We start from the raw sequence: 22198 nt of genomic DNA on the forward strand, positions 1-22198 counted from the left end.
AGGAGACAGAACAATGAAAATCGCAATTATTGGAGCAGGCCCTCGGGGCGTTCTTGTAACATCTGCTCTTTTAAGCCAATACAAACAACGTACCGATCAATCTGAACCACTTGAAATTAAAATCTTTGACCCCTATGGCATTGGTGGCCGAGTTTGGCGTACTGATCAATGGAATGGGTTAGTAATGAACTCACCTGCTGATCAAGTATCCTTATTTACCGATGAATCAGTAAATCTTTCAAGTAAAGTTTACGATGGTCCCGCACTATTTGGCTGGCTCCAAAGTGATATTGCTAAAAAATTCTTAACTGATGAGGGCTTCGATCAAGAAATGATTGAGCTTGCAGAAAATATTGCTCCTAATGATTACGCCCCACGTGCTTTATACGGAGCATACATCCAATGGTTTTACAGTGAACTACTTCGCCAACTATCTCACAATATCTCTATCGAAGTTGTTAAATCACAAATCATTAGTCTTAATACTAATCAAGATTCAAAAATCAACGTGGCAACTTCAGATAAGGAAGAAATCTTCGATAAAGTCGTTATGGCACTTGGTCAACAAGATAACTATTTAAACACTAGTGAGCAACAATTAGCTTCGTATGCGGAAGAAAATGATTTGAAGTACTTCCAACCTACCCATCCTGGCGATGTAAATGTTGACGACTTGCCAGCCGGCGAACCCGTTATTATCCGGGGACTAAGTCTCTCATTTCTTGACTATACTTCAGAATTAACTCTTGGTCGTGGTGGTCAATACTTCAAAATGATGATGGTACCTTATTCTATCAACCATCTGGCAGAGAGCCAAAAATCATTGCCGGTTCTGTCCATGGGGTACCCTACTATCCAAAACCAGTTAGTGAAAAACGATATGGTGAAATGGTACAACCAGTTTTCTTAACTCAAGATAGCGTTGCTAAAAACTTAGAGGGCGGTAAGTTACCATTTGAAAAGTTCATCGATTTAATTCGGTTTGATTTTGAACTGAACTACTACATGTTGTTAATCAATGATTCATACCCCTTTAAAAATGCCAGCGAATTTAAGAAACAATTCATTGCCGCTGATGACAAACAAGCCGTGATTGACAGCTATAATTTAATGAGGAAGATAAATTTGATTGGGACTACATCTTAGATCCATTCAAGGATGTTAAAGTTGTTTCGACTACTGATTACCAAACATTGTCGTTAACTGGTTAAACAACATTGTCGATGATGCTATGAAGGGATCCAAGACCGGTCCTTTAACTTCAACTCTAGAATTATTTAGAGATTTTGCTCCTACATTACGTGAATTAGTGGCTCAGAATGTCTTTTCAAGTGATGAATACGCTAAAGATTTCCGTGGCACATTCATTCGCGACCGAAACTTTCTTGCCGTTGGTGGACCAGCATTTAGATCTGCCCAGTTATCTGCATTGATTCGGGCTGGTATCGTAACCATTATGGCACCTGGAATGGAAGTTAAAGGGGCCGATGGTTGGTTCGTAACGGCCTCGCCTAAGCGCAATAACGATGTGTTTAAATCATCAGTCTTGATTGAAGCCCGGGTTCCAAAGGCTGATATCAAGATTACCGCTAATCCCTTACTGGAAGATATGAAAGCTAATGGAATGCTCCGCGAATACCAAGTAATGGTTCGCGATGAAGCAGCTGGATTGGCTGCAGTTGATGTCAATCCAAGCTCTGACCAACTATTAGCTGTTAATGGTACCAAAGAAGATACCATCTTCTTGTGGGGCGTGCCATTAGATGGACTACGATTAGCAACTACTGCTAGCCCACGTCCAGGAACTAATGATCCTAACTTACAGACAGCCGACAAAATCGCTGCTCTTGTGCTTGGCCTTGACCCTGCTGATGATGTCTTAATGATGTAATTTCGATATAAATAAAAAGCAGCCAACTATCAAATAGTTGGGCCTGCTTTTTATTTATTAATCAGTTGTTTTCATAAATGATTTATCAGGAATTCTAATTAAGCTGTACCGATTTGCTTGGCGACCTGCATGCAAACCGATTCCATTAACAAAATTCTTCTTATACGTAGTTGTCACAACCCCAACCCATGCTTTTTGATAACGTACGTCAAGATGTTTCAACCATTCTTTATTCCAGTTATAGGCACCTGCAGAAACATTCAACGGATTAACTCCATACGAGATGGTGGCGTCATTGCTAGTAACTTCATACTTACCTCCTTCAAGATAGTAAGTGTATAACTGTACTGGTTTGCGCCCTTCAGTATTAGAAACCGTTACATAATGTGATCGCTCGGCATACCGTAATACCAATGGCTTATATGTATAAGTTGTAGTTACTGCACTTTTATCAAGTTTATTAACATCTTGGAACAATGTTACGTAGGCCATTCCCCCAAAAGCTAATAGAAAAATCACTAACTCAATCGCAGACTTAGTAAAATTATTCCAGGAAAATGATTTCTTTTCAGTCACAAGTAATCGTAATCTTCGTGACCGCATGTCGTGGATCATCCATATTAGGTAAATAATTAGAATCAGCCATAAGGCCATTCCAACTAAGTTCCATGCTGATTTCATGGTGTATCTCCTTTTATTGTTAATATCATTAGTTTACACTATTTGTAAGTAAATTGGAAAACGATTCAACCACTAAGGAAGGTAAAAATAATGTGTACTAGCTTAACCAGACAAACTTTAGATCATCATTTTCTCGCTGGCCGAACCATGGACTTTCCCATTAAAGGCAATTGGCATCCTGTGCTGGTAGCAGCTAAAACATACAACACTCCACTTGCAGGAAACCGGCCCATTAAATACCCGTTCATTGGCGGTGGCCAACTGATTGATAACCGCTATTTATTAGTTGCTGATGGCGTCAACAATCAAGGATTAAGCTGCGCGGAATTAATGTTCCCCCTCAAGGCAAGCTATCATCCGACTCCCGTTGATCACAAATTGAATCTCACTCCACAAGACTTTCTTAGTTGGGTTCTAGCTGAGCATCGTTCGGTTGCCGACGTCCTCACTGATTTAAACCAAGTTGCCATCATCGGCCATGAATGGCTATCAGGCCATGAAGTTTATGCGTTTCACTGGCTATTAACTGATAGTTCGGGACAGACCGTAATCATTGAACCATTGAATCAGCAACTAGTCGTTATCACCGATAATATCGGTGTCTTAACTAACTCGCCTGTTTACGTCGATCACATTCAAAACCTTAAGCATCAGCTACATGTAACCACCGATAAATTTTCTGAGTGGCAAAGGGCCTCTAAGCAACTAGTGGTTAACCATGCAGTTCCCCGACCAACCAATACTCCAACCACGCGCTTTGTTTATACGGCAGTCAATAAACTTGGCACCACGCCTTCTGATAATCCTAAAACAGCCGTTAATTTTTTAAATCAACTATTGTCTGATGTGGCCATTTCCTTTGAGCCAGCAATGAATCAGCATCCTAATTTTAATTTTACGCACTATATTTCATCATGGGACTGTACTGCACTGACCTATCAATTTACTGACTGCGAAAATAAAAAAGCCATGACCTTTTCACTAACCGACGCGCTTAATAATAGCTCTCAATCAACTCATTTTTTAGTCTAGATAACTAGTAATTTTTCTTTGGACGCCTGATTCATTATTGGTTAATTCAGTTGTTTGAGGAATAACGGCCAATAAATCATCGGCTGCATTTTTCATGGCAAAACCTTCAGCAGCCTGCCTCAACATTTCATAGTCATTACCATTGTCCCCAAATGCAGCAACATCCGCAAATGATAAATTCCATTCTTGAAGTAGTACTTTGATTCCAGAAGCTTTGCTGATGTCAGCGTTCATAATGTCAACGCCATTCATGCCACTTGAAACTGCACTAACTCTATTTACAAATTTAGTGTTGATATCGTGAGCCATTCTTAAAGCATTTGCACCATCCACCATGACATCAATTTTATAAACCGAATCAAAGATTAAACTAAGATCACTAACTGCTTGTAGATTTTCGTAAAATCGTTGTGAAGCTTTAAACTGTTCTGAGTCAGCTGATAGATTACAATATGTTCCATTCCGGCCAGCTAATATAATTTCTGCCCCAACAAACTCCGCATCAGTCTGTAAAAAATTAACGATTTTCTGAACTAGAACTGGTTCCATTGACGATTCAAAGATAGCGACTCCTCGTTCATCAATCACGTGAGCACCATTGTCACAGACATATGATATGGGTCCAGTGACTTCTTTAAATTGCCGCAATGAATGGGCATAAGTGTTACTAGTCGCGCAGATAAACCGCATGTCTTTAGCTTTCATTTGCTTCAACTGCCTTTGAAACGCCTTGCTATCAAATGCACCATCATCATTTAAAAATGTGCCATCCATATCTGAAGCAATTACTTTAATCATCTAAAACTCCCCTTGCATTACTAGGATTGGTAAAAGTCACCTATTATTCTAACGCATTCATTCTGATTAATCGATTGCTAAACATTTAGTAAACTTGTATACTAAACATGATCATACAACTATCTGGGGTGCCAAACGGCTGAGATAAAACCCATCGAACCTGATCTGGTTAGTACCAGCGAAGGGAGTATAATTCAGTTGCATCCACCTTTGGACACAACTGCACTTACGATGAATTTTATTTACCGTCACCCTGTTTTACTTGGGTGGACCGGTTTTATTATTCATGATCAATAATCTCCATAGTTGTTATGAAATACATTTTGGAGGTCTTGTTTTATGACAAACAAGAAAAAAGTCCTTGGACTTTACACAGTATTATTCTAGTAGCATTAATCGCAATCTTTAGCGGTATTATTTTCTGGGGGGCCGGTTTTTTGTACACTGCCCTAACCGTTGCCTTAACGCCAATTGGCATGGCACCATTCGCAAATGACATTCTAATGGGCTTATGGACAATGGCAGGCCCTCTAACTGGCTATCTAATCAAGACCTTTGGTTCAGCCTTCTTAGGTGAATTTTTAGGATCAGCTGTAGAAGTATTTCTTGGTGGTCAATGGGGGCGGGGCCTTCATATCTGGCTTAGTCCAAGGAATCGGTTCAGAGTTAGGATTTGCGCTCACTGGATACAAAAAATATGGTTGGTTAGCTCTTAACTTATCAATTTTCACGACTGTCGTAATTACATTTGGTTGGGACATCATTAAAAATGGCTATGGTCACTACGCCCCATTGATGATGATTGCTTTGTTCATCACTCGCTACATCTCTACGTTTATCTTTGGTGGTTTACTAACCAAGGCAATTACTAACATGCTCGACCGAAGTCACATTTCAGTATCGACTAACAACTAATCAGAGGGATCATTAATGGCTGACGTAAAAATCACAAATTTCAATTTTAAATATTCAGAAGCCGGTAATTGGGTCCTCAAGGATCTCAACCTAACCTTTCCTAACGGTGAATTTTCACTGCTATCTGGACCATCTGGAAGTGGTAAAACGACTCTTCTGAAATTCATTGCTAATCTCTACCCTAACTTTACTAGCGGTAAATCTTCTGGAACAATTTCATTTAATGGCTATGACATTACCACGGTCTCACCTGCCAAAAAGAATCAGTTGGTCGCGATGATGTTTCAAAATCCTAATCAACAATTCGCCATGAACGTCGTGAAGGATGAGCTGGTTTTTGTATTAGAAAATTTACAGACTAACCCGACGAAGATGGATACCATTATTGATAATGCACTTGAATTTGTCGACATCAGTGATTTAAAAGCTAGACAAATCAGCTCGTTATCAGGTGGACAAAAGCAACGAGTAGCCTTAGCAAGTATTATTGCGATGGACGCTGATGTCATTGTTTTAGATGAGCCATTTGCTAGTATTGACTTTCTTTCTCGAATTGATTTAATCAATAAATTAAAACAGTTGCAAACACAATTTGGTAAGACAATTATTATTGCCGATCATGATTTAAGTAGCTATGATTCAATTATTGATAACTTTTTCTTTTTAAATCCTGATCAACATCAAATCGCTAAACTTGATCAAACAAAAATTCAGCAGCTATTTAAGCAGTTCGCCAATAATGAAATTGAGGAAATCCCGGTAACCTTACCGAATAATGAAGATGATTCAATCATTGGTCTACAGAACTTTCACTTGGGGCCCATGATACGATGCTACTGGGACTTGCGCAATTTAAATTTTATCAACAGAAAACAACCATCATTACTGGGGACAACGGCATTGGTAAATCAACGCTATTTTCGGCGCTAACTAAACTGCTCCCATACACTGGTGTGATTACATTCAGAAACAAAAATATTCGTAAAATTCGACCACTGGCTTATGCAAAACAAGTTAGCCTATTATTCCAAGATGCCGAAAATCAGTTCTTAGCAATTACAGTCCAAGAAGAGATCGAATTGTCTAAGCAACATCGGATTACTGAAAATTATTCTGATCAACTGATTGACAAGCTGATTGACAGTCTGGGATTCACTGAACGAATGGACCAGGTTGTCTATTCACTCAGTGAAGGTCAAAAAAAGAAGCTTCAAATTCTTGAGATGCTAATTATGGATCCACCAGTCTTACTCTTAGACGAACCATTTAAGGGATTAGATTATGAATCAATGCAGATTGTTATTGGTTATTTGATTAATGCAAAGCAGCAGTTTGGCCAAACCCAAATTTTGATTTCTCATCAATTCACAGGGCTAGCGGACCTAATCGACTATCATGTCACTTTTGCGAACCATAACTTACAATATCAGGAGGTAATTCGATGAATCCCGGACTAAAACTACTCTTAGTTATCATCATTGCCTTAGAAATTTCATTCACAACTAACCTAATCGTGAATTTAATATTAATCGGGTTCAGTATCATTTATTTACTATTCCATCACATTACATTTAAGCAATTTGTCGGTTTGGTTTTTTGGCCATTTTTCCCGGCCATTGGGCTATTCGTGTCCCAATGGCTGTACGGAGGTGGAATTGATTTTGGAACGATTTTACTAACCCGGATTTATGCGTACGTCTTTTTAGGGGCAACCTTCACAATTACAACTGAATTTGTGGAACTCGCTTTAACTTTAGAGCAAGACTTTGCGCTACCATCAAAATTTGCCTATGGTGTCTTAGCAGCCTTTAACTTAATTCCCAAAATTCGTCAGGAAGTTAACGTGATTCAAACAGCTGCCTTAATGCGTGGAACTGTTCTTCACTTTTGGTCCCCCAACTATATTTCAAAGCCATCCTCTCTTCAATTCAGTGGTCCCAAAATTTAGCTGAGGCCATGACCTCTCATGGATTTATTGAAGACGAACCACGAACTCATTACAAAGTAATCCGTATCACTGCGTGGGATTGGATGTTCTTTGTGGGAAGCATTTTAATTGTAAATAGCCTCCTGTTTCTTACCAGATAACTAAAAAATAGAATGAGCATACAAAATTGCTCATTCTATTTTTTAGTTAATTTGCACTATACTCTTATTAACAGCAGATAATTTAAGAAGGTGAAATTTATGAAAGTAAATAGATTTGCATTTAGTTTTGGCATCTTAGCTGTTTTAATTGGCCTAATTTTCGACATTTTCGCACTATTCCAAACAATTGGTTCAACCAGTAGTGCAACAGGAATCTTATGGGGTAGTATCATCATTACTGTTGGCTTAGCGTTTCTCTCAATCGACCATAATCGGATTCGTTACACTTGTTTAACGGTGATTGGAGCTGGATTGCTATACTATTTTTGATTCAAACAAATTATAATTACATAGCCAGTGTCTTAGTTGTTGCAGTCGCAATCGCCTTAATTGAATTTGCACTGCGTTATCGATAAGCATCAATCTCAGCAAGAATTTTTTTTATTGGTATAATTAAATTATAAATAAAGTTCAACGGAGGAATTCCAATGGCAAATGAATTTAGTAACTTAGCTGAAGAAATTATCAACTACCAAAAGAAACATGAAATGCCCGATACCCAGCTAGCGTTCAACTTACATATTACAGTTGAACGTCTCCATGATATTAAGTCAATGGAATCCAATGCTAGTGATGAAGAACGAGCAATCATCGAAAAATTTATTCGTTAATAAAAGGACCCGTCAATAAATTGAAGGGTCCTTTTATTGTAGTTAAATATCTAGTTCATGATCCCTAAAGTAGTACTTATCATCGTGATCGCCTATTTCACGAAGAACCTTACATGGTGCACCAACCGCAACCACATTGGCTGGAATATTACTTGTAACAACACTTCCAGCACCAATAACGGTATTATCACCAATCGTTACTCCGGGACAAACCACAACATTTGCCCCCAGCCATACATTCTTACCGATATGAATTGGAAAGTCATACTGATATTCTTGGGCCCGCAATTCCGGTTTGATTGGATGACCAGCCGTTGCAATGGTTACATTAGGACCAATCATCGTTTTATCACCAATATAAATATCTGTATCATCCGTTAAAGTAAGATTGAAATTTGCATAAACCCCATTTCCAAGGTGAACATTATGACCACCAAAATTAGCATGAAATGGCGTCTCGATGTAACAATGATTTCCTACTTCAGCAAACATCTTTTTTAACATCGCTGCTTTAGTTTTGTGATCAGATGGTTTAACTTGATTGTACTCAAATACCTCATCTAGGTATTGAGCTTGCTTTGCCATTACTTCTGGGTCACTTGCCCGATAAACTAAATGCTTGGCTTTGCGTTCGGCATCCTTCATTAAGTTTGTCTCCCTAAAATTAGATTTACATCAATAATAACAAATAAATGATAGCGGATTCAAACGTTAATTAACTTTCACTCAACGTATCAAAAAGGATTGATCATTCTAATTATGAATGATCAATCCTTTTTGATTATCGCCAAATTCTACTTCGTAATATATACATACAATGTCGTGGTCGAATATCCAAGGCTAAATTTAACACCGTTAGACTTCATCACGTTAGTTGTGGTTTGATTTTTATTTTTGCTGCTAGCTTGTTTCTTGAAGTCACCTAGAATTTTTTTCGAATCGGCACCCACCGAGTTTGCAAGAATCGCAAAACTTGTTCCAAAACTCTTAGCATGTTTGGCTGACTTTAGATCCTTAACCGGTACCATTAACGCTAACCCAATTGTCTTACCATCCTGAATATTTCCCCGAACGGTCATGTGGTTAGTACGTAGTAAATTACTTACCCCATTATTAACGTTAGTTGGCAGCATCAAGTTATTAACTTTAGCCTGAGCCTGCTTCATAGCTACCTGAACTTGAGCACCTGATTGTTTCAAAGCAGCAGCTTGCTTCATTATCGCTGCACCTTTAGCGGCTTGCTCTTGGGGAGTAGCATGCTTAAGACCTGCTTGTTGCTTCTTGAGAGTTTCTGACTTAACAGCTAGCTCTTGAGCCACTTTTTGATCAGCTTTTGGCATAGCACTACCAATTAAGGCCTGGTTGTATTTACCTTTAATTTGTGCGTAACTTCCTAATGACGCAATCTTTGCAACCGTTACTTTTTTTGTACGGCTACCAGCCTGAACCTTGACTACTTGTTGACTATCTTTAGCAGGAATCACCAATGCAAAAGCACCACTCTTGGTTTTAACTGTTTTGCTCTTAGAATTATCAATTTGATAGGTCACTTGCTGTTGGTTAGTCTTACCTTGCACCACTGCAGCCAAGCCCTTAGGCTGAACATGGCTATCATTCACACTTAGATTAGCCTTGCCACATCCAGTTAAAATAATTCCTAGTACCACCATGGCAATCGGTAATAATTTTCGCTTCATTATGGTCCTCCTTATCCTAACTGAACGTTGCCAGAAAATTGTGAATTATAAAGGTCTGCATAGAAACCATTTTGAGACATTAATTCATTATGCGTGCCAGTTTCAATTACTGAACCATGATTCATCACAATAATATTATCGGCATTTTGAATTGTTGATAATCTATGCGCAACAACGAAGCTTGTCCTATTCTCAAGTAATCTACTCATTGCGTGTTGAATTTGAACTTCTGTCCGCGTATCAACCGAACTAGTAGCTTCATCCAAAATTAAAATTTCAGGATCAGCCACAAACGCTCTGGCAATCGTAATCAATTGTCGTTGTCCTTGAGAGATATTAGAAGCGTCTTCATTCAAGACGGTGTCATAGCCATCAGGTAGCTTCCGAACGAATTCATCAACGTGGGCAGCTTCAGCCGCTGCCATGATTTCATCATGGGTTGCATCTTCACGACCGTACTTAATATTGTCGTAAATAGTTCCCGTAAATAGCCATGTATCTTGGAGCACCATAGCAAAGTGGGATCGTAAGTCTTCACGATCAAGATCACGAGTATCCTTACCATTTAAGAGAATTGAACCACCTTTAACGTCATAGAACCGTTCCAACAAGTTGATAATCGTTGTTTTACCAGCCCCGGTTGGTCCCACAATGGCCACTTGTTGACCACGCTTTACTTCAAGGTTGTAGTCAGTCATTAGCAATTCACTATTATCATAACCAAATTGAACGTGATCTAATTCGATTAAATTATCAGTGTTTTCTTTAACTGGCCGATTCTCATTAGTGTCCTTCATTTCTTCTTCATCGATTACTTCAAATATCCGTTCAGCCGAAGCAACGGTTGATTGAATTGTATTCAATAAGTTAGAAAGTTGTTGAATTGGCTGTGAAAATTGGTTGGTGTATTGCAAGAACGCCTGAACATTACCTAGAGTAATATTACCGTTAGATACGCCAATACCACCGACAATGGCAACAAATACATACCCAATATTATTCAAGAACATCATTAAAGGCATGATAATTCCAGAAATAAATTGGGCCTTCCAAGCAGCTTTATAATAGTTTTCATTTTGAACTTCAAATTTATCGATCATATCTTGTTCTTTATTGAAACTCTTTAATACGGTATGACCAGCATAATTTTCTTCAACCTGGTCATTAATTAACCCAAGGCTTTTTTGTTGTGATGCAAAAATTTCTGAGATTTAGGTGCAATAACTCCAACAATTATTAAACTAACTGGAATAGTAACTAAAGCAATTAACGTTAGTTTCCAGCTAATTGTCAACATCATCCAAACCGTTCCAATAAATGTCACTAAACTAGTCACAGCTTGAGTCAGACTTTGTTGTAATGTTCCAGCGATGTTATCCATATCATTAACTGCCCGACTCATGATATCACCATTACTATGAGTATCGTAGTAGCCGATAGATAGATTTCGCATTTTACCCTTTACGTTTTTTCGTAATCGATAAACCGTGTTTTGCGAGATTCTAGTCATAATAAATTGTTGCAAGAAGCTAAATACTCCTGAAGCTAGATACATTACAATTACGATTAAAATAATTTGCAGAATTTTATCGTAGTTAATCGGTAATCCTGCAATGTTAAATCCAGCTTGTTGTTGAGAGGTTCCTTTCATAACACCTTTAAAAATTTCAGTAGTTGCTTCTCCTAAAATTTTGGGAGTTCTGATTTGGAAAATCACACTAGCGATGGCGAAGATAAATACCAAAACTAGTCCTACGAGTCGATCGGACATATAACTTAGCAATCGATTAGTTGTTTTCCAAAAGTTCTTAGGCTTCTCAACTAGTCCACCACCCGATCCCGGCCCTCGATGTGGACCAGATTGTGGTGTTGGCTTTCTATCACTCATTTGGAAGATTCTCCCCTCTCAATTGTGAATTAATGATTTCTTGATAAACCTTATTGGTGTTCTTAAGTTCCTCATGGGTTCCTTTACCAACAAGCTTGCCATTATCAAGCACTAAGATGACATCTGCGTCAGCAACAGTTGAAATCTTTTGTCCTACGATGACCGTAATACTTTGTTGGATATGTTCATCTTGCTTCAATGCAGCCCGTAATTCAGAATCTGTTTTGAAATCAAGTGCTGAGAAAGAATCATCAAAAATGTATACTGCCGCTTGTTTAACTAATGCCCTAGCAATTGCTAGTCGTTGCCGTTGACCACCAGAGAAGTTACCTCCACCTTGCTCAACGTGCATATCTAACCCTGCTGGATCTTCTTTAACAAAATCAGTAGCCTTAGCAATATCTAAAGCATGCCAAAGGTCATCATCACTAGCCTTATCATTACCATATAATAAATTGTCTCGTAAGGTTCCAGTAAATAATGTTGCCTTTTGAGGAACTAACGAAACGGCATTTCTAAGGTCCTTCAAAGATAGCTGATTAATATTGATTCCATCAAGACTAATTTCACCATTCTCAATATCATAAAATCTAGGAATTAAATTAATCAATGTACTCTTACCGGAACCGGTTCCACCAATAATGGCCACAGTTTGACCACTAGTAGCTTGAAAATCAATTCCCTTCAATGCCAATAATTCAGCATCACGGTAACGATAATCAACATTCTTGAAGCTTAGTTCATGCTTGTTAGTATCAGGTAATTTTGCAGGTTGCTTGGCTTCTTCAATAGTTGAATTTAGTGCAAAGACTGCCTGAATTCGCTTAGCAGATGCTTGCGCTCGTGGAATAAAAATAAACACCATCGATAGCATCATAAAACTCATTAGAATTTGCATCGCATAAGTCATGAAAGCAATTAGATTTCCCACTTGCATTGCTTGGTTTCCAATTAGGTTCGCCCCAAACCAAATAATCGCAACGCTAGTTCCACCCATAATCACGGTCATCACTGGTAGAGCTAACGACATTCGAGTATTAACTTTAATTGCATTATTTGTATAATCAACGTTAGCATCTTCAAATCGGTCTTGTTCTCGTTGGTCCTGTCTAAAAGCTCTAATAACTCTAACCCCAGTCAATCCCTCACGAAAAACCTGATTAATTTTATCAGTCTTCGTTTGCATTGCTTGGAATAATGGCCCAACTGAACGTAATAATAGTCCAACAAAAACCAACATAATGGGAATTACGACAATAAAAATCATCGTCAATCGTTGATTTTTAGAGTAGGCTAAAAAGCTTGCCCCGATTAACATAATTGGGGCCATCAACATCATTCGTAGCATGATAATCGCCACGTTTTGAATTTGAACCACATCATTAGTGGTTCTAGTAATTAATGATGAGGTTTCAATCTGCTCAAATTCATCGTTGGAAAAACCGATTACTTTTTTGTAAACATCTTTCCGCAAATTTTTTCCCCACTGTTGTGAGGTTCGGGCAGCTAAAAACACATTACAAATAGCTGCTGCAACACTAAGTAGTGAAAAGCCGGCCATTTCGAAACCCACTTTCCAAATATAATTGATGTCGCCCTTGGCAACCCCATTATTAACGATATCAGATGTTAAATTTGGTAAATAAAGGTTCGAAACCACCTGAACAATCATAAATAGGACTGCTCCAAGAACTGCCCAATAGGAAATTCTACCCTTGGCAATTTTTAACATGTTCAAACTCCCTTCAACTTAACAATAATAATTGGTTAAGCCACTATCATTTTTAAATACAAATCGTTATTTTACTCTTATCTTTTAAAAATAAAAACCATTTTTATCGAATTTAAGAAAAAAGTTCGGCACCTAACATTATCTCCAAAAATAATGGCAGCAAACCACCCCATCAGGAATCGTTTACTGCCATTATTTACTTTGATTTATATATATCGTTTCGACCCATATAATAGTTTAACCATCGGCCCACCAGACTAATTAGGAAGAACACTAACCACCCGAAAAATATCCCCATAATCATTACCGTGATTGTCAATAATTTATGATTCGAATGTATCAGGATTTCTGATAAGCCACCTAAGATTGGCCAATGAAACCACATATCCGCAGGAATTACAATAACATTAAAAACTAGCACCACAATCAGGCAATTAAGGCCATCATTTGCCGCCTGCTTTAACATTGCTGTCGCTTCCTCTCCTTAGGTTCTTGGATTAACGCTTAAATATTGCCAAAAATCGTTCCCATAAACTCGGCTGTATTTCACCTTGCTTATACCGTTTCATTCCTTCAGCATACGGGTTCATCATTAGACGGTTCATGCCTGCAGTTTTACTTCTCAAACGCTTACCACACTGTGGACAAAACTCATAATCTTTATCCAGTTTAAATCCACAATATGGACAAAAGGCTTTTTTTTCGTTTTCCATTTTACCTACCTACTTTGTTGCTGCTTAGAGTGATTTCTAGCTCGCCGCTTTTGGGCTTCCACCACATCGTCAACTGCCGCTTGCTGCTGACGAAGTTGTCGTTGTCGCTCTTTTTCAGCATCTTCTCGCTTAATTTCCTGCCTTAACAGGTCCATACGGTACTTTAAAAAGTTCCAGGCCCCCACAATTAATAGCGCTGCTAGCATCGAATAAGGGAAGGTCCACCACGCGAAATACGTTCCGTTGGGATTGATTGTGGGTCCAAAAAAATTATACGCAGCCATTAGTATTCCCATCAACACAACCACTTGGAGAGTATTTTTAATCCATTGAGGCAAATTGAATCGGCCTTTTTTTGTCATTACATCATCCCCTAATCGATATTATTCTCTAACAAGAAGGCTTTATAATAATCAAACGCCATTTCCTTAATTGCTTCCAACCCAACGGTTTGTTTAATGCTGTCAGTGACATCGTCAAAATCAAGTAATCTAATAATCAACTGACCAGTTCGATAATCAATTGCCGTTGGAAAACCAATGATGTCATTTCCATCAACCAATTGAAAACGAATCAACTTATGATGCTTAATGGACTGATCTAACAAATAGCTCAACAAGTTATCATTGTCATCAAAAGCTCGTTGATCATTTAAACCAGGTAACACAAATTTGCCACTAACTCGATTATTAGTAACAAAGTTCTGCATAACTTTAAGATAATCTGAGGCTAACACAATTTTCTCAATATCGTCATAGCGCATCCAAACATAGCCACCAAAACGGCCACTCATATCAACTACCTGCATGACAAATTCCGCTGCATTCGCGGCGATAATTGTTCCCACGTAAAAGTATTTACGATCATCACTAGTTGTGACAATCGAAGGATCACCGCTATTTCGTAATTGCCTAATTGTTTCAGCAAATTCATCGCTAGTTGTCACTACCTGATCTTCAATATGCTCTTCATCACGAATGATGGGCAATGAATCGCCTAGTAGTACGAGCTCACTACCACCAAATTCAATGCCAACGATGTCACTGAGATCAATCAACTTTAACTCTGATTTATCAAAATTAAACTTATTAATAATTCGAAAACTTAATGTTCCACCAGAATATTTTTCAATTAATCCCTCAGAATATTTAAGCTGATTATCTTCCAAAGTAACAATCAATCCCATCGAATTTGTATTTTGGAGGTTTAGAATTACCCGTTCGAATAAATTGTCAGACAAATTAATTGGCATATCGACTGCATCGTCTAAGACAACTTGGTTATCCTCATCAAAGGCAATCCGTTCTTTCATATTCGCTAAATCATAACTATCGGTCTCCACTTGGGAAACAATTGCCAACTTCAAATAAACGGAGCCATCTTGAATACCAAAGTCATTGTAGGTATTCATGATTAAATCATTTGAACTTAGATATTGAATAATTCCGGTATAAACGATATCAGTATGTTTTGGTATACGTTGATCAGCATTTCATCAATTTGAGCTGATCTTAGTTTGTCATATATTTCTATCAAAATATCCCTCTAACCTAATTAATTAAGAAACCGCATTATTAACAAATTCAACCAATTCTTGACCACGTTTACCAGCACTTAAACCAACTAATAACTTGATTCGGGCTTTTTGACCATTCAGTCCTTTACATAAAATTAGCCCTAAACGTTTTAGTTGAATTCCACCGCCTTCATAGTCATAGATATCTTGTGCAACGCCATTGTAACATCTCGATACTAACACAATGGGAACACCATTATCGATCAGTCGCTGAACTGCTGGTAACGTTTCAGGTGGTAAATTGCCGGCACCAAGACCTTCAATAACTAATCCCCTAGTAGTTGGTTGATTAATCGCATCAAATAAAGTGCCATCCATTCCGGCATACGCTTTAAGTAAAAAGACATTATCGAGCACCTTGTCTAGCTCCACAGCCTCCGTTTCAATCAGCTCTTGAAAGTAGTTAGCTCCGCTGTGCGTAACAATCCCAATTGGGCCAAAGGTTGGTGTCCGGAATGTTGCCACATTAGTCGTATGAGTTTTCGTGACGTATCTAGCAGTATGGATTTCATCATTCATTACTACCAAGACGCCTTTGCCATAAGATTCATCGGCCGCAGCGACCTTAATAGCGCTTTGAAAGTTATACAAACCATCTGAACCAATTTCGTTAGATGATCTCATCGCTCCGGTCAACACGATCGGAATTGTATTTGGCAATGTCAGGTCTAAAAAATATGCCGTTTCTTCCAGGGTATCTGTTCCATGGGTGATTACCACGCCATCAATCCCCTCATTCATCGCCTGCTTAATACGATCATTGATTTTCATCATTACGGCTGGCGTAACATGAGGCGAAGGAAGATTAAACATTTCGTCCGTGACTAAATTAATCTTACCGTTTAAAATTACTTGTTGTTCTGCAATGGGATTGTCACTATTTTGGACAACTTCGCCATTTTCGTTTTGGGACATTGAAATCGTGCCCCCAGTGTGAATCGCTAATATAGTTTTCATTTTTATAAACCTCTCATGCTGTTAATCTATCTCATTGTACCGTAAAATATAACAAGATACTTTAATTTTAAAGAGGAATTAATATGACTGAATCAAATCGCTATTATCAACCCCAAAATTCCAAAGATGCCATGCGGCAAATCGAAAAATTATTCAATCAATATAAAGATGCGCCATTAACCCAAGAATTAATGGACTACCATCTTAATTTGATCAATCAATTAAACACGGATATTCGACAGGCTGCCCAACAAGAAGCTATTCCTGAACGAATTCGTTCAGTTGATTCAATGATTGCTGCGATGCAGAAATGGCAATCAATTCGCCTATCAGGTAAGGCATATAATGGCAAAATGGAACATTTTGCATTTGTTGCTAACAACGCAAGACCTAAATTCAAGCGACGTATCCATAAAATGAAGGGCTCTTCCGGACACCGAGCATCACGACACTAACAAAAAAATTATTGGGAGGAATTTTGATTGGAAAAAGCAATTGTTGAACTAAAGGGCGTTCAAAAACAATATGATGACGGGTTTGTCGCTCTGAAAAATATCAATTTCAAATTAAAACAAGGTGAATTTTATACCTTGCTCGGTCCATCTGGATGCGGAAAAACTACTATATTAAGGTCCATTGCTGGATTCACTGAGGTCACTTCAGGCGAGGTTTTATTCGACGGAAAACGCATTAATGATATTCCCGCACACAAACGCCAATTAAACACAGTATTTCAGGACTATGCTCTCTTCCCTAACATGAACGTTTACGATAATGTAGCATTTGGGCTCGTCGTAGCCAAAGTCCCCAAAAATGAAATTAAGGATCGCGTGATTTCAGCACTTAAACTAGTGCAACTAGAGGATTACGCTAATCGTGAGATCAATGAACTTTCTGGTGGTCAACAACAGCGAATCGCGATTGCTAGAGCCATTGTTAACCAGCCAAAGGTACTGCTATTAGATGAACCACTATCAGCTTTGGATGCTAAATTGCGAAAAGATATGCAATACGAATTACGTGATTTGCAGCAACGCTTAGGGATTACGTTCTTATTTGTAACCCATGATCAAGAAGAGGCCTTAGCAATGTCTGATGAGATTTTTGTTATGAATAAAGGAGAAATCCTTCAAACGGGATCTCCCGTTGATATCTACGATGAGCCTATTAACCACTTTGTGGCTAACTTTATTGGTGAAAGCAATATTATTCCCGGCAAAATGATTGAAGATTACTTAGTTGAATTTCTTGGTCATACCTTCGAATGTGCTGATGCTGGAATGCGGCCTAATGAACCGGTTGAAGTGGTTATCCGACCTGAAGATTTAGTAATTACTTCCCCAGAAAATGGCAAACTCCAAGTTAAAGTTAGCACCCAGCTTTTCCGGGGCGATTACTATGAAATTATTGCCTACGATAGCGACAACAATGAATGGTTAATCCATTCAACCAATGCTACGGAAGATGACAAATCGTTGGTCTTAGCTTTGGTCCGCATGACATGCATGTAATGCGATATAACGAAACAGAAGCTAACTTTGATAAACGATTAGACACCTACGAAGATGAGAGGTGAAGCTTATGAATAATCGATTACGGAGTTTATTTTATGCCCCATATGCACTCTGGTTATTGCTATTTGTTATTGCGCCAGTTGCGCTAATTTTTTACTACTCATTTTTTAATATCGCTCATCAATTTACCTTAGCCAATTACAAAACCTTCTTTGAATCAGGAACTTATCTAACAATGACTGCTAATTCAGTGTTCTATGCATTTTTAATTACACTCATCACATTAATAATTAGCTACCCTATGGCCTACTATATTAGTAAGTTAAAACATCGCAACTTGTGGATCTTACTAGTGATTCTACCAACTTGGATTAATTTATTGTTGAAGGCGTACGCTTTTATTGGATTGCTAAGTCATGACGGACTAGTTAATAATCTCTCCCAATTCTTAGGCCTCGGCGTTCATCGCATGCTATTTACCAACACCAGTTTCATTCTCGTAGCTGCTTATATTCAAATTCCATTCATGATTTTGCCAATCTATAATTCACTACTAGATATCAATGACTCGTATATTCGAGCTAGTCATGACTTAGGTGCAACCTCAGCGCAAACATTTATGAGAGTTATCTTTCCACTAACTAAACCGGGAATCCAGTCTGGAATTCAAATTGTCTTTATCCCTTCCCTATCGTTATTCATGCTTTCAAGATTAATTGGTGGTAACAAAATCATCACATTGGGGACTGCTGTGGAAGAGCATTTTCTAACTACAATGAACTGGGGAATGGGTTCAACAATTGGTGTAGTCCTAATTATCTCGATGGCCATCGTAATGTTCTTCACCAGCAACCGTCGTAAACGAAGGGGGCCACTCAAATGAGTTCTAAAGCCTCTAAGTTTGGTAAAATTTACCTGATTATCATCTTTTTATTATTATACATTCCAATTATTTATCTAATTGTCTACTCATTCTCTGCTGGGACAACCATGAATAATTACCACGGATTTACTCTTAAACATTACGCAGATTTATTTGCGGATAAACGAATGTTAGCTATTTTCTTAAATACAATCTTAATCGCATTACTATCATCCTTAATCTCTACAATCATTGGTACGATTGGGGCCTTTAATATTAGTAACGCCAAGCGTCGGCGAACTAAACAAGTATTGCTATCATTAAACAGCATTTTATTAGTATCGCCTGATGTTATTATTGGCGCTAGTTTTCTGATTTTCTTCACAGCTTTAAGTATTCCACTCGGATTTTGGTCGGTATTATTAAGTCATATTGCTTTTGAAATTCCAATTGTCTTATTAATGGTCCTACCCCGTCTTAACGAGATGAGCCCTTCACTGATCAACGCGGCCAAAGATTGGGGGCTAGTCAAAGTCAGATCCTTGCGGATATTGTAATTCCCTTTATTCAACCAGGAATTATTTCTGGATTCTTTATGGCCATTACCTATTCATTAGATGATTTCGCAGTCACCTTCTTTGTTACCGGAAACGGCTTTACCACCCTATCTGTGGAAATTTATTCTCGGGCTCGCCAAGGAATTGACCTTGAAATTAATGCGCTGTCTGGAATTATGTTTATCTTTTCACTGATTCTAGTAGTTGCTTACTACTTCATTGAAAATCATAATCCAAGTGGGTCCTCTAAAAAGAAACGCCGATTGGAGGAAAGACGCTAATGAAACGACTTTTAATAGTTATGACCGGTATCTTACTAATCTGTCTTGGTCTGGCATACGGAAGCAACGAACTCCAAAAATCCTCTGGTGATACTGGTAATAAGGTACTTAACCTCTATAATTGGGGCGATTATATTGATCCAGCACTCATTACTAAATTTCAAAAAGAGACTGGCTACCACGTGAACGTCGAAACCTTTGATAGTAATGAAGCTATGTACACAAAAGTTCAACAGGGTGGCACCAATTATGACATCACAGTTCCTAGTGATTACATGGTTGGAAAGATGAAACAAAGTCATCTATTGTTGCCTTTAGACAAGTCAAAATTAACCGGATTGAATAACTATGGCGCGGCTTACCTCAATAAGAGCTTTGATCCTGATAATAAGTATTCACTTCCATATTTCTGGGGAACACTCGGCATTATCTATAATGATCAGTACATCAAACCTGGATCCATTAAACATTGGAGTCAACTCTGGAACCAAAAATATCGAAATCAAATTATGTTAATTGATTCTGCCAGAGACATCATGGGAATGGCGTTAATTTCTCAGGGCCACTCAGTTAACACTACCAATAGTCAAGAATTACAAGCAGCTAAAAATCAATTAATCAAACTATCTCCAAATGTAAAAGCCATTGTCGCTGATGAAATTAAAATGTACATGGCTGATGGTGAAGCTCCTTTAGCTGTTGACTGGTCCGGAGAAGCCGCTGAGATGATGAGTCAAAACTCTCACCTTCATTATGTTGTACCCACCGAAGGCAGTAACATGTGGTTTGATAATCTAGTCATTCCTAAAACCGCTAAACACTTTACCGCAATTTACAAGTTCTTAAATTTTATGTCCAAACCCGAAAATGCTGCCCAAAACGCTGAATACATCGGCTATTCAACCCCAAATAACGCTGCATTCCGACTATTACCAAAGGCCATTCAAGATGATCAGCAATTTTATCCTAAACCCTCGGTACTAAGCCACCTGCAGGTTTATCAAAACCTAAGTCAACAAAAAGTAGAGCAGTACAATGATTTATACCTTGAGTTTAAAATGCATCACTAATTGGTCGAGTTAGCCATTTAGAGTTAAACTGTAATTGAGGTGAAGATTATGGCAAATGAAAAAACTAATCAAGAAATTATTCTCGATATGGATGAATTTTTAATTACCTATGCTGCAACCATCCTAAACCCAGATGATAATGTTTCACGGATTGTTTATGATGCCGCAAAGGATGATCTCAACCAGCTTGATGCTTTATTTAAAGATAACGGATTTGGTCGAACTAATAAATTTTATGATATTGGCATGGGGCATATCCGCGACATTAACTTGGATATTGCAGATGAAGAACTTGTCAAGCAAGCTGACAGTCTCGCTAAAGAGGCAATTACTTATTTAGGTAGCCATACCGACTTCTTTGAAAAATGGCGGACTGACTAATTAAATTAGCTTAATCAAACCAGCCGGTTTTAATAACCAGCTGGTTTTTTGTTGCTTTTTACATAGACATATTTTTTGACCCCCAACCTCGGAAACTACTAGCATAGAAATTGAACACTGGCTTTAAGCTTGAATTAAGTTCTAGTTGTTAATGTATATCCATAATCAAAATTAACTATGCAACTCATTAATCCGAGGTGATAATCGTAGATATGAATAAAAAAACGCATTGAATGGATCGATATTGCAAAGGCCTTAGGAATCATTGCCGTTGTCTGGGGTCACGCACTGGAAAGTGGCACTACCAGCCAAATGATTTATTGGTGGCACATGCCATTCTTCTTCATTCTGGCTGGTTTTTTCCTAAAACCAATTAAACTAACTCAATGGAAATCATTCTTCGCTAAAAAAATAAAACCCGATTTAATCATTTACTTCATGACTGGAATTATCATGATTCTGCTATTTGGATTAATTCATAACCAAGATCTTCAGTATTTAATCGATACATTACCAAAACTATTAATTGGTGGTCGAACTCTCAATGGCTATACTAGTACTTTCTGGTTCATTAACGTTTACCTACTATCAATTATCACCGTGACTGCCATAATCACCTTTATTAAACCCAGATGGCTACAATTAGTTATTGTTACCACAGCAATTATCTTAGGATCTTCCTATGGTCAAATTCCTGTCCAAATCCAAGGATATACTATGCTTCCTTGGAACTTAGATGGTCTACTATTAGCAGCATTTTACACTTACATTGGCTACTTGTTCTTCCATACAAATTGGCGATGGATTCAAATCCAATCGTAATTAGCAGTCTAATCGCTGTAAGCATGTTAATAATTAGCTTAAGATTACTAACTGATTTCCGCTTTAAACTCT

Annotated in this window: 24 protein-coding genes, 5 pseudogenes and 1 riboswitch; of the genes and pseudogenes, 17 read left to right on the forward strand and 12 right to left on the reverse strand. The window is 38.1% G+C overall.

Annotation, left to right across the window (positions count from 1 at the left end; translation table 11 throughout):
* Positions 1 to 13: 13 nt before the first annotated feature.
* From NBRC111893_RS11280 to NBRC111893_RS11290, 3 genes are all read left to right on the forward strand, one after another.
* Positions 14 to 910, forward strand: coding sequence for an FAD/NAD(P)-binding protein (locus NBRC111893_RS11280; RefSeq protein ID WP_225417620.1), 897 nt, complete (start codon positions 14 to 16; stop codon positions 908 to 910).
* A complete protein-coding gene (locus tag NBRC111893_RS11285; RefSeq protein ID WP_225417621.1) occupies positions 889 to 1146 on the forward strand; it encodes a hypothetical protein in 258 nt (85 codons plus the stop codon). Before NBRC111893_RS11280 ends, NBRC111893_RS11285 begins: the two co-directional genes overlap by 22 nt.
* Before the next feature lie 85 nt (positions 1147 to 1231).
* The gene (locus NBRC111893_RS11290) at positions 1232 to 1891 is read left to right on the forward strand and encodes a hypothetical protein (protein ID WP_225417623.1); all 660 of its coding nucleotides are present in this window, start codon (positions 1232 to 1234) and stop codon (positions 1889 to 1891) included.
* A 57-nt stretch (positions 1892 to 1948) separates the two neighbouring features.
* Here NBRC111893_RS11290 and NBRC111893_RS06560 read toward each other — a convergent pair whose 3' ends face one another.
* Positions 1949 to 2572, reverse strand: a complete 624-nt coding sequence (locus NBRC111893_RS06560; protein WP_125008442.1) for an LVIS_2131 family protein — start codon at positions 2570 to 2572, stop codon at positions 1949 to 1951.
* 90 nt (positions 2573 to 2662) lie between these two features.
* Between NBRC111893_RS06560 and NBRC111893_RS06565 the strand changes: the two genes are divergently transcribed.
* A complete protein-coding gene (locus tag NBRC111893_RS06565) occupies positions 2663 to 3604 on the forward strand; it encodes a linear amide C-N hydrolase (protein ID WP_125008443.1) in 942 nt (313 codons plus the stop codon).
* Here the strand turns inward: NBRC111893_RS06565 and NBRC111893_RS06570 are convergent.
* Positions 3596 to 4402, reverse strand: coding sequence for an HAD family hydrolase (locus NBRC111893_RS06570; RefSeq protein ID WP_125008444.1), 807 nt, complete (start codon positions 4400 to 4402; stop codon positions 3596 to 3598). The two genes, NBRC111893_RS06565 and NBRC111893_RS06570, sit on opposite strands and share 9 nt — an antisense overlap.
* Before the next feature lie 114 nt (positions 4403 to 4516).
* A riboswitch (TPP riboswitch) is annotated at positions 4517 to 4607 on the forward strand.
* A 106-nt stretch (positions 4608 to 4713) separates the two neighbouring features.
* Between NBRC111893_RS06570 and NBRC111893_RS06575 the strand changes: the two are divergent.
* The 6 genes and pseudogenes from NBRC111893_RS06575 to NBRC111893_RS06595 all read left to right on the forward strand — a co-directional run bounded on the left by NBRC111893_RS06575 (position 4714) and on the right by NBRC111893_RS06595 (position 8076).
* A pseudogene (locus NBRC111893_RS06575) lies at positions 4714 to 5317 on the forward strand (ECF transporter S component).
* A gap of 15 nt (positions 5318 to 5332) precedes the next feature.
* Complete coding sequence (locus tag NBRC111893_RS11295) at positions 5333 to 6247, forward strand: ABC transporter ATP-binding protein (RefSeq protein ID WP_225417625.1); 915 nt, start codon at positions 5333 to 5335, stop codon at positions 6245 to 6247.
* On the forward strand, positions 6148 to 6762 hold the full coding sequence (locus NBRC111893_RS11300) for an ABC transporter ATP-binding protein (protein ID WP_225417626.1): 615 nt from the start codon (positions 6148 to 6150) through the stop codon (positions 6760 to 6762). The genes NBRC111893_RS11295 and NBRC111893_RS11300 overlap by 100 nt, the downstream gene beginning before the upstream one ends.
* Positions 6759 to 7405, forward strand: a pseudogene (locus NBRC111893_RS06585) (energy-coupling factor transporter transmembrane component T family protein). The gene NBRC111893_RS11300 and the pseudogene NBRC111893_RS06585 overlap by 4 nt, the downstream one beginning before the upstream one ends.
* Before the next feature lie 99 nt (positions 7406 to 7504).
* Positions 7505 to 7735, forward strand: a complete 231-nt coding sequence (locus NBRC111893_RS06590) for a hypothetical protein (RefSeq protein ID WP_125008445.1) — start codon at positions 7505 to 7507, stop codon at positions 7733 to 7735.
* A 158-nt stretch (positions 7736 to 7893) separates the two neighbouring features.
* Positions 7894 to 8076 (forward strand): LBP_cg2779 family protein, encoded by a 183-nt coding sequence (locus tag NBRC111893_RS06595; protein WP_125008446.1) that lies wholly within the window; start codon positions 7894 to 7896, stop codon positions 8074 to 8076.
* Between the two features lie 42 nt (positions 8077 to 8118).
* Here NBRC111893_RS06595 and NBRC111893_RS06600 read toward each other — a convergent pair whose 3' ends face one another.
* The 10 genes and pseudogenes from NBRC111893_RS06600 to NBRC111893_RS06640 all read right to left on the reverse strand — a co-directional run bounded on the left by NBRC111893_RS06600 (position 8119) and on the right by NBRC111893_RS06640 (position 16639).
* Positions 8119 to 8721, reverse strand: coding sequence for a sugar O-acetyltransferase (locus NBRC111893_RS06600; RefSeq protein ID WP_125008447.1), 603 nt, complete (start codon positions 8719 to 8721; stop codon positions 8119 to 8121).
* A 149-nt stretch (positions 8722 to 8870) separates the two neighbouring features.
* Positions 8871 to 9773 carry a hypothetical protein gene (locus NBRC111893_RS06605; RefSeq protein WP_125008448.1) on the reverse strand — a complete coding sequence of 301 codons (903 nt, stop codon included), beginning with the start codon at positions 9771 to 9773 and terminating at the stop codon, positions 8871 to 8873.
* A gap of 11 nt (positions 9774 to 9784) precedes the next feature.
* Positions 9785 to 10570, reverse strand: coding sequence for an ABC transporter ATP-binding protein (locus NBRC111893_RS12130; RefSeq protein WP_369689718.1), 786 nt, complete (start codon positions 10568 to 10570; stop codon positions 9785 to 9787).
* Positions 10571 to 10717: 147 nt separating this feature from the next.
* Positions 10718 to 11661: pseudogene (locus NBRC111893_RS12135) on the reverse strand (ABC transporter permease); the annotation flags it as partial.
* On the reverse strand, positions 11654 to 13393 hold the full coding sequence (locus tag NBRC111893_RS06615; protein ID WP_125008449.1) for an ABC transporter ATP-binding protein: 1740 nt from the start codon (positions 13391 to 13393) through the stop codon (positions 11654 to 11656). The gene NBRC111893_RS06615 and the pseudogene NBRC111893_RS12135, both read right to left, overlap by 8 nt.
* 196 nt (positions 13394 to 13589) lie before the next feature.
* On the reverse strand, positions 13590 to 13859 hold the full coding sequence (locus NBRC111893_RS06620) for a hypothetical protein (protein WP_125008450.1): 270 nt from the start codon (positions 13857 to 13859) through the stop codon (positions 13590 to 13592).
* Positions 13860 to 13890: 31 nt separating this feature from the next.
* Complete coding sequence (locus NBRC111893_RS06625; RefSeq protein WP_125008451.1) at positions 13891 to 14106, reverse strand: zinc-ribbon domain-containing protein; 216 nt, start codon at positions 14104 to 14106, stop codon at positions 13891 to 13893.
* A gap of 5 nt (positions 14107 to 14111) precedes the next feature.
* Positions 14112 to 14468 carry a hypothetical protein gene (locus NBRC111893_RS06630; protein ID WP_125008452.1) on the reverse strand — a complete coding sequence of 119 codons (357 nt, stop codon included), beginning with the start codon at positions 14466 to 14468 and terminating at the stop codon, positions 14112 to 14114.
* An 11-nt stretch (positions 14469 to 14479) separates the two neighbouring features.
* Positions 14480 to 15517 carry a hypothetical protein gene (locus NBRC111893_RS06635; RefSeq protein WP_225417628.1) on the reverse strand — a complete coding sequence of 346 codons (1038 nt, stop codon included), beginning with the start codon at positions 15515 to 15517 and terminating at the stop codon, positions 14480 to 14482.
* 147 nt (positions 15518 to 15664) lie between these two features.
* A complete protein-coding gene (locus NBRC111893_RS06640) occupies positions 15665 to 16639 on the reverse strand; it encodes an asparaginase (protein WP_125008453.1) in 975 nt (324 codons plus the stop codon).
* Positions 16640 to 16722: 83 nt separating this feature from the next.
* On the opposite strand from NBRC111893_RS06640, the gene NBRC111893_RS06645 reads away from it, so the two are divergent.
* The 7 genes and pseudogenes from NBRC111893_RS06645 to NBRC111893_RS11305 all read left to right on the forward strand — a co-directional run bounded on the left by NBRC111893_RS06645 (position 16723) and on the right by NBRC111893_RS11305 (position 22126).
* On the forward strand, positions 16723 to 17094 hold the full coding sequence (locus tag NBRC111893_RS06645; protein ID WP_125008454.1) for a hypothetical protein: 372 nt from the start codon (positions 16723 to 16725) through the stop codon (positions 17092 to 17094).
* 27 nt (positions 17095 to 17121) lie between these two features.
* Positions 17122 to 18215 (forward strand): annotated as a pseudogene (locus NBRC111893_RS06650) (ABC transporter ATP-binding protein).
* 5 nt (positions 18216 to 18220) lie between these two features.
* Entirely contained in the window at positions 18221 to 19036 is an 816-nt protein-coding gene (locus NBRC111893_RS06655) for an ABC transporter permease (protein WP_125008455.1), read from the forward strand.
* Positions 19033 to 19853 (forward strand): annotated as a pseudogene (locus NBRC111893_RS06660) (ABC transporter permease). Before NBRC111893_RS06655 ends, NBRC111893_RS06660 begins: the two are co-directional and overlap by 4 nt.
* Entirely contained in the window at positions 19853 to 20923 is a 1071-nt protein-coding gene (locus NBRC111893_RS06665; protein WP_125008456.1) for an ABC transporter substrate-binding protein, read from the forward strand. The pseudogene NBRC111893_RS06660 and the gene NBRC111893_RS06665 overlap by 1 nt, the downstream one beginning before the upstream one ends.
* A gap of 48 nt (positions 20924 to 20971) precedes the next feature.
* On the forward strand, positions 20972 to 21304 hold the full coding sequence (locus NBRC111893_RS06670) for a hypothetical protein (RefSeq protein WP_125008457.1): 333 nt from the start codon (positions 20972 to 20974) through the stop codon (positions 21302 to 21304).
* Between the two features lie 288 nt (positions 21305 to 21592).
* The gene (locus tag NBRC111893_RS11305; RefSeq protein ID WP_230402956.1) at positions 21593 to 22126 is read left to right on the forward strand and encodes an acyltransferase family protein; all 534 of its coding nucleotides are present in this window, start codon (positions 21593 to 21595) and stop codon (positions 22124 to 22126) included.
* Positions 22127 to 22198: the final 72 nt, after the last annotated feature.

It is taken from the genome of Lentilactobacillus kosonis (assembly GCF_003864335.1).
GTDB classification, from domain to species: Bacteria; Bacillota; Bacilli; order Lactobacillales; family Lactobacillaceae; genus Lentilactobacillus; species Lentilactobacillus kosonis.

Bases quoted from the DNA above. Each gene is read 5' to 3' on its own strand.
- NBRC111893_RS11280 (WP_225417620.1), top strand. From the start codon at position 14: ATGAAAATCGCAATTATTGGAGCAGGCCCTCGGGGCGTTCTTGTAACA.
- NBRC111893_RS11285 (WP_225417621.1), top strand. From the start codon at position 889: ATGGTACAACCAGTTTTCTTAACTCAAGATAGCGTTGCTAAAAACTTA.
- NBRC111893_RS11290 (WP_225417623.1), top strand. From the start codon at position 1,232: ATGAAGGGATCCAAGACCGGTCCTTTAACTTCAACTCTAGAATTATTT.
- NBRC111893_RS06560 (WP_125008442.1), bottom strand. From the start codon at position 2,572: ATGAAATCAGCATGGAACTTAGTTGGAATGGCCTTATGGCTGATTCTA.
- NBRC111893_RS06565 (WP_125008443.1), top strand. From the start codon at position 2,663: ATGTGTACTAGCTTAACCAGACAAACTTTAGATCATCATTTTCTCGCT.
- NBRC111893_RS06570 (WP_125008444.1), bottom strand. From the start codon at position 4,402: ATGATTAAAGTAATTGCTTCAGATATGGATGGCACATTTTTAAATGAT.
- NBRC111893_RS11295 (WP_225417625.1), top strand. From the start codon at position 5,333: ATGGCTGACGTAAAAATCACAAATTTCAATTTTAAATATTCAGAAGCC.
- NBRC111893_RS11300 (WP_225417626.1), top strand. From the start codon at position 6,148: ATGCTACTGGGACTTGCGCAATTTAAATTTTATCAACAGAAAACAACC.
- NBRC111893_RS06590 (WP_125008445.1), top strand. From the start codon at position 7,505: ATGAAAGTAAATAGATTTGCATTTAGTTTTGGCATCTTAGCTGTTTTA.
- NBRC111893_RS06595 (WP_125008446.1), top strand. From the start codon at position 7,894: ATGGCAAATGAATTTAGTAACTTAGCTGAAGAAATTATCAACTACCAA.
- NBRC111893_RS06600 (WP_125008447.1), bottom strand. From the start codon at position 8,721: ATGAAGGATGCCGAACGCAAAGCCAAGCATTTAGTTTATCGGGCAAGT.
- NBRC111893_RS06605 (WP_125008448.1), bottom strand. From the start codon at position 9,773: ATGAAGCGAAAATTATTACCGATTGCCATGGTGGTACTAGGAATTATT.
- NBRC111893_RS12130 (WP_369689718.1), bottom strand. From the start codon at position 10,570: ATGAAGGACACTAATGAGAATCGGCCAGTTAAAGAAAACACTGATAAT.
- NBRC111893_RS06615 (WP_125008449.1), bottom strand. From the start codon at position 13,393: ATGTTAAAAATTGCCAAGGGTAGAATTTCCTATTGGGCAGTTCTTGGA.
- NBRC111893_RS06620 (WP_125008450.1), bottom strand. From the start codon at position 13,859: ATGTTAAAGCAGGCGGCAAATGATGGCCTTAATTGCCTGATTGTGGTG.
- NBRC111893_RS06625 (WP_125008451.1), bottom strand. From the start codon at position 14,106: ATGGAAAACGAAAAAAAAGCCTTTTGTCCATATTGTGGATTTAAACTG.
- NBRC111893_RS06630 (WP_125008452.1), bottom strand. From the start codon at position 14,468: ATGACAAAAAAAGGCCGATTCAATTTGCCTCAATGGATTAAAAATACT.
- NBRC111893_RS06635 (WP_225417628.1), bottom strand. From the start codon at position 15,517: ATGAATACCTACAATGACTTTGGTATTCAAGATGGCTCCGTTTATTTG.
- NBRC111893_RS06640 (WP_125008453.1), bottom strand. From the start codon at position 16,639: ATGAAAACTATATTAGCGATTCACACTGGGGGCACGATTTCAATGTCC.
- NBRC111893_RS06645 (WP_125008454.1), top strand. From the start codon at position 16,723: ATGACTGAATCAAATCGCTATTATCAACCCCAAAATTCCAAAGATGCC.
- NBRC111893_RS06655 (WP_125008455.1), top strand. From the start codon at position 18,221: ATGAATAATCGATTACGGAGTTTATTTTATGCCCCATATGCACTCTGG.
- NBRC111893_RS06665 (WP_125008456.1), top strand. From the start codon at position 19,853: ATGAAACGACTTTTAATAGTTATGACCGGTATCTTACTAATCTGTCTT.
- NBRC111893_RS06670 (WP_125008457.1), top strand. From the start codon at position 20,972: ATGGCAAATGAAAAAACTAATCAAGAAATTATTCTCGATATGGATGAA.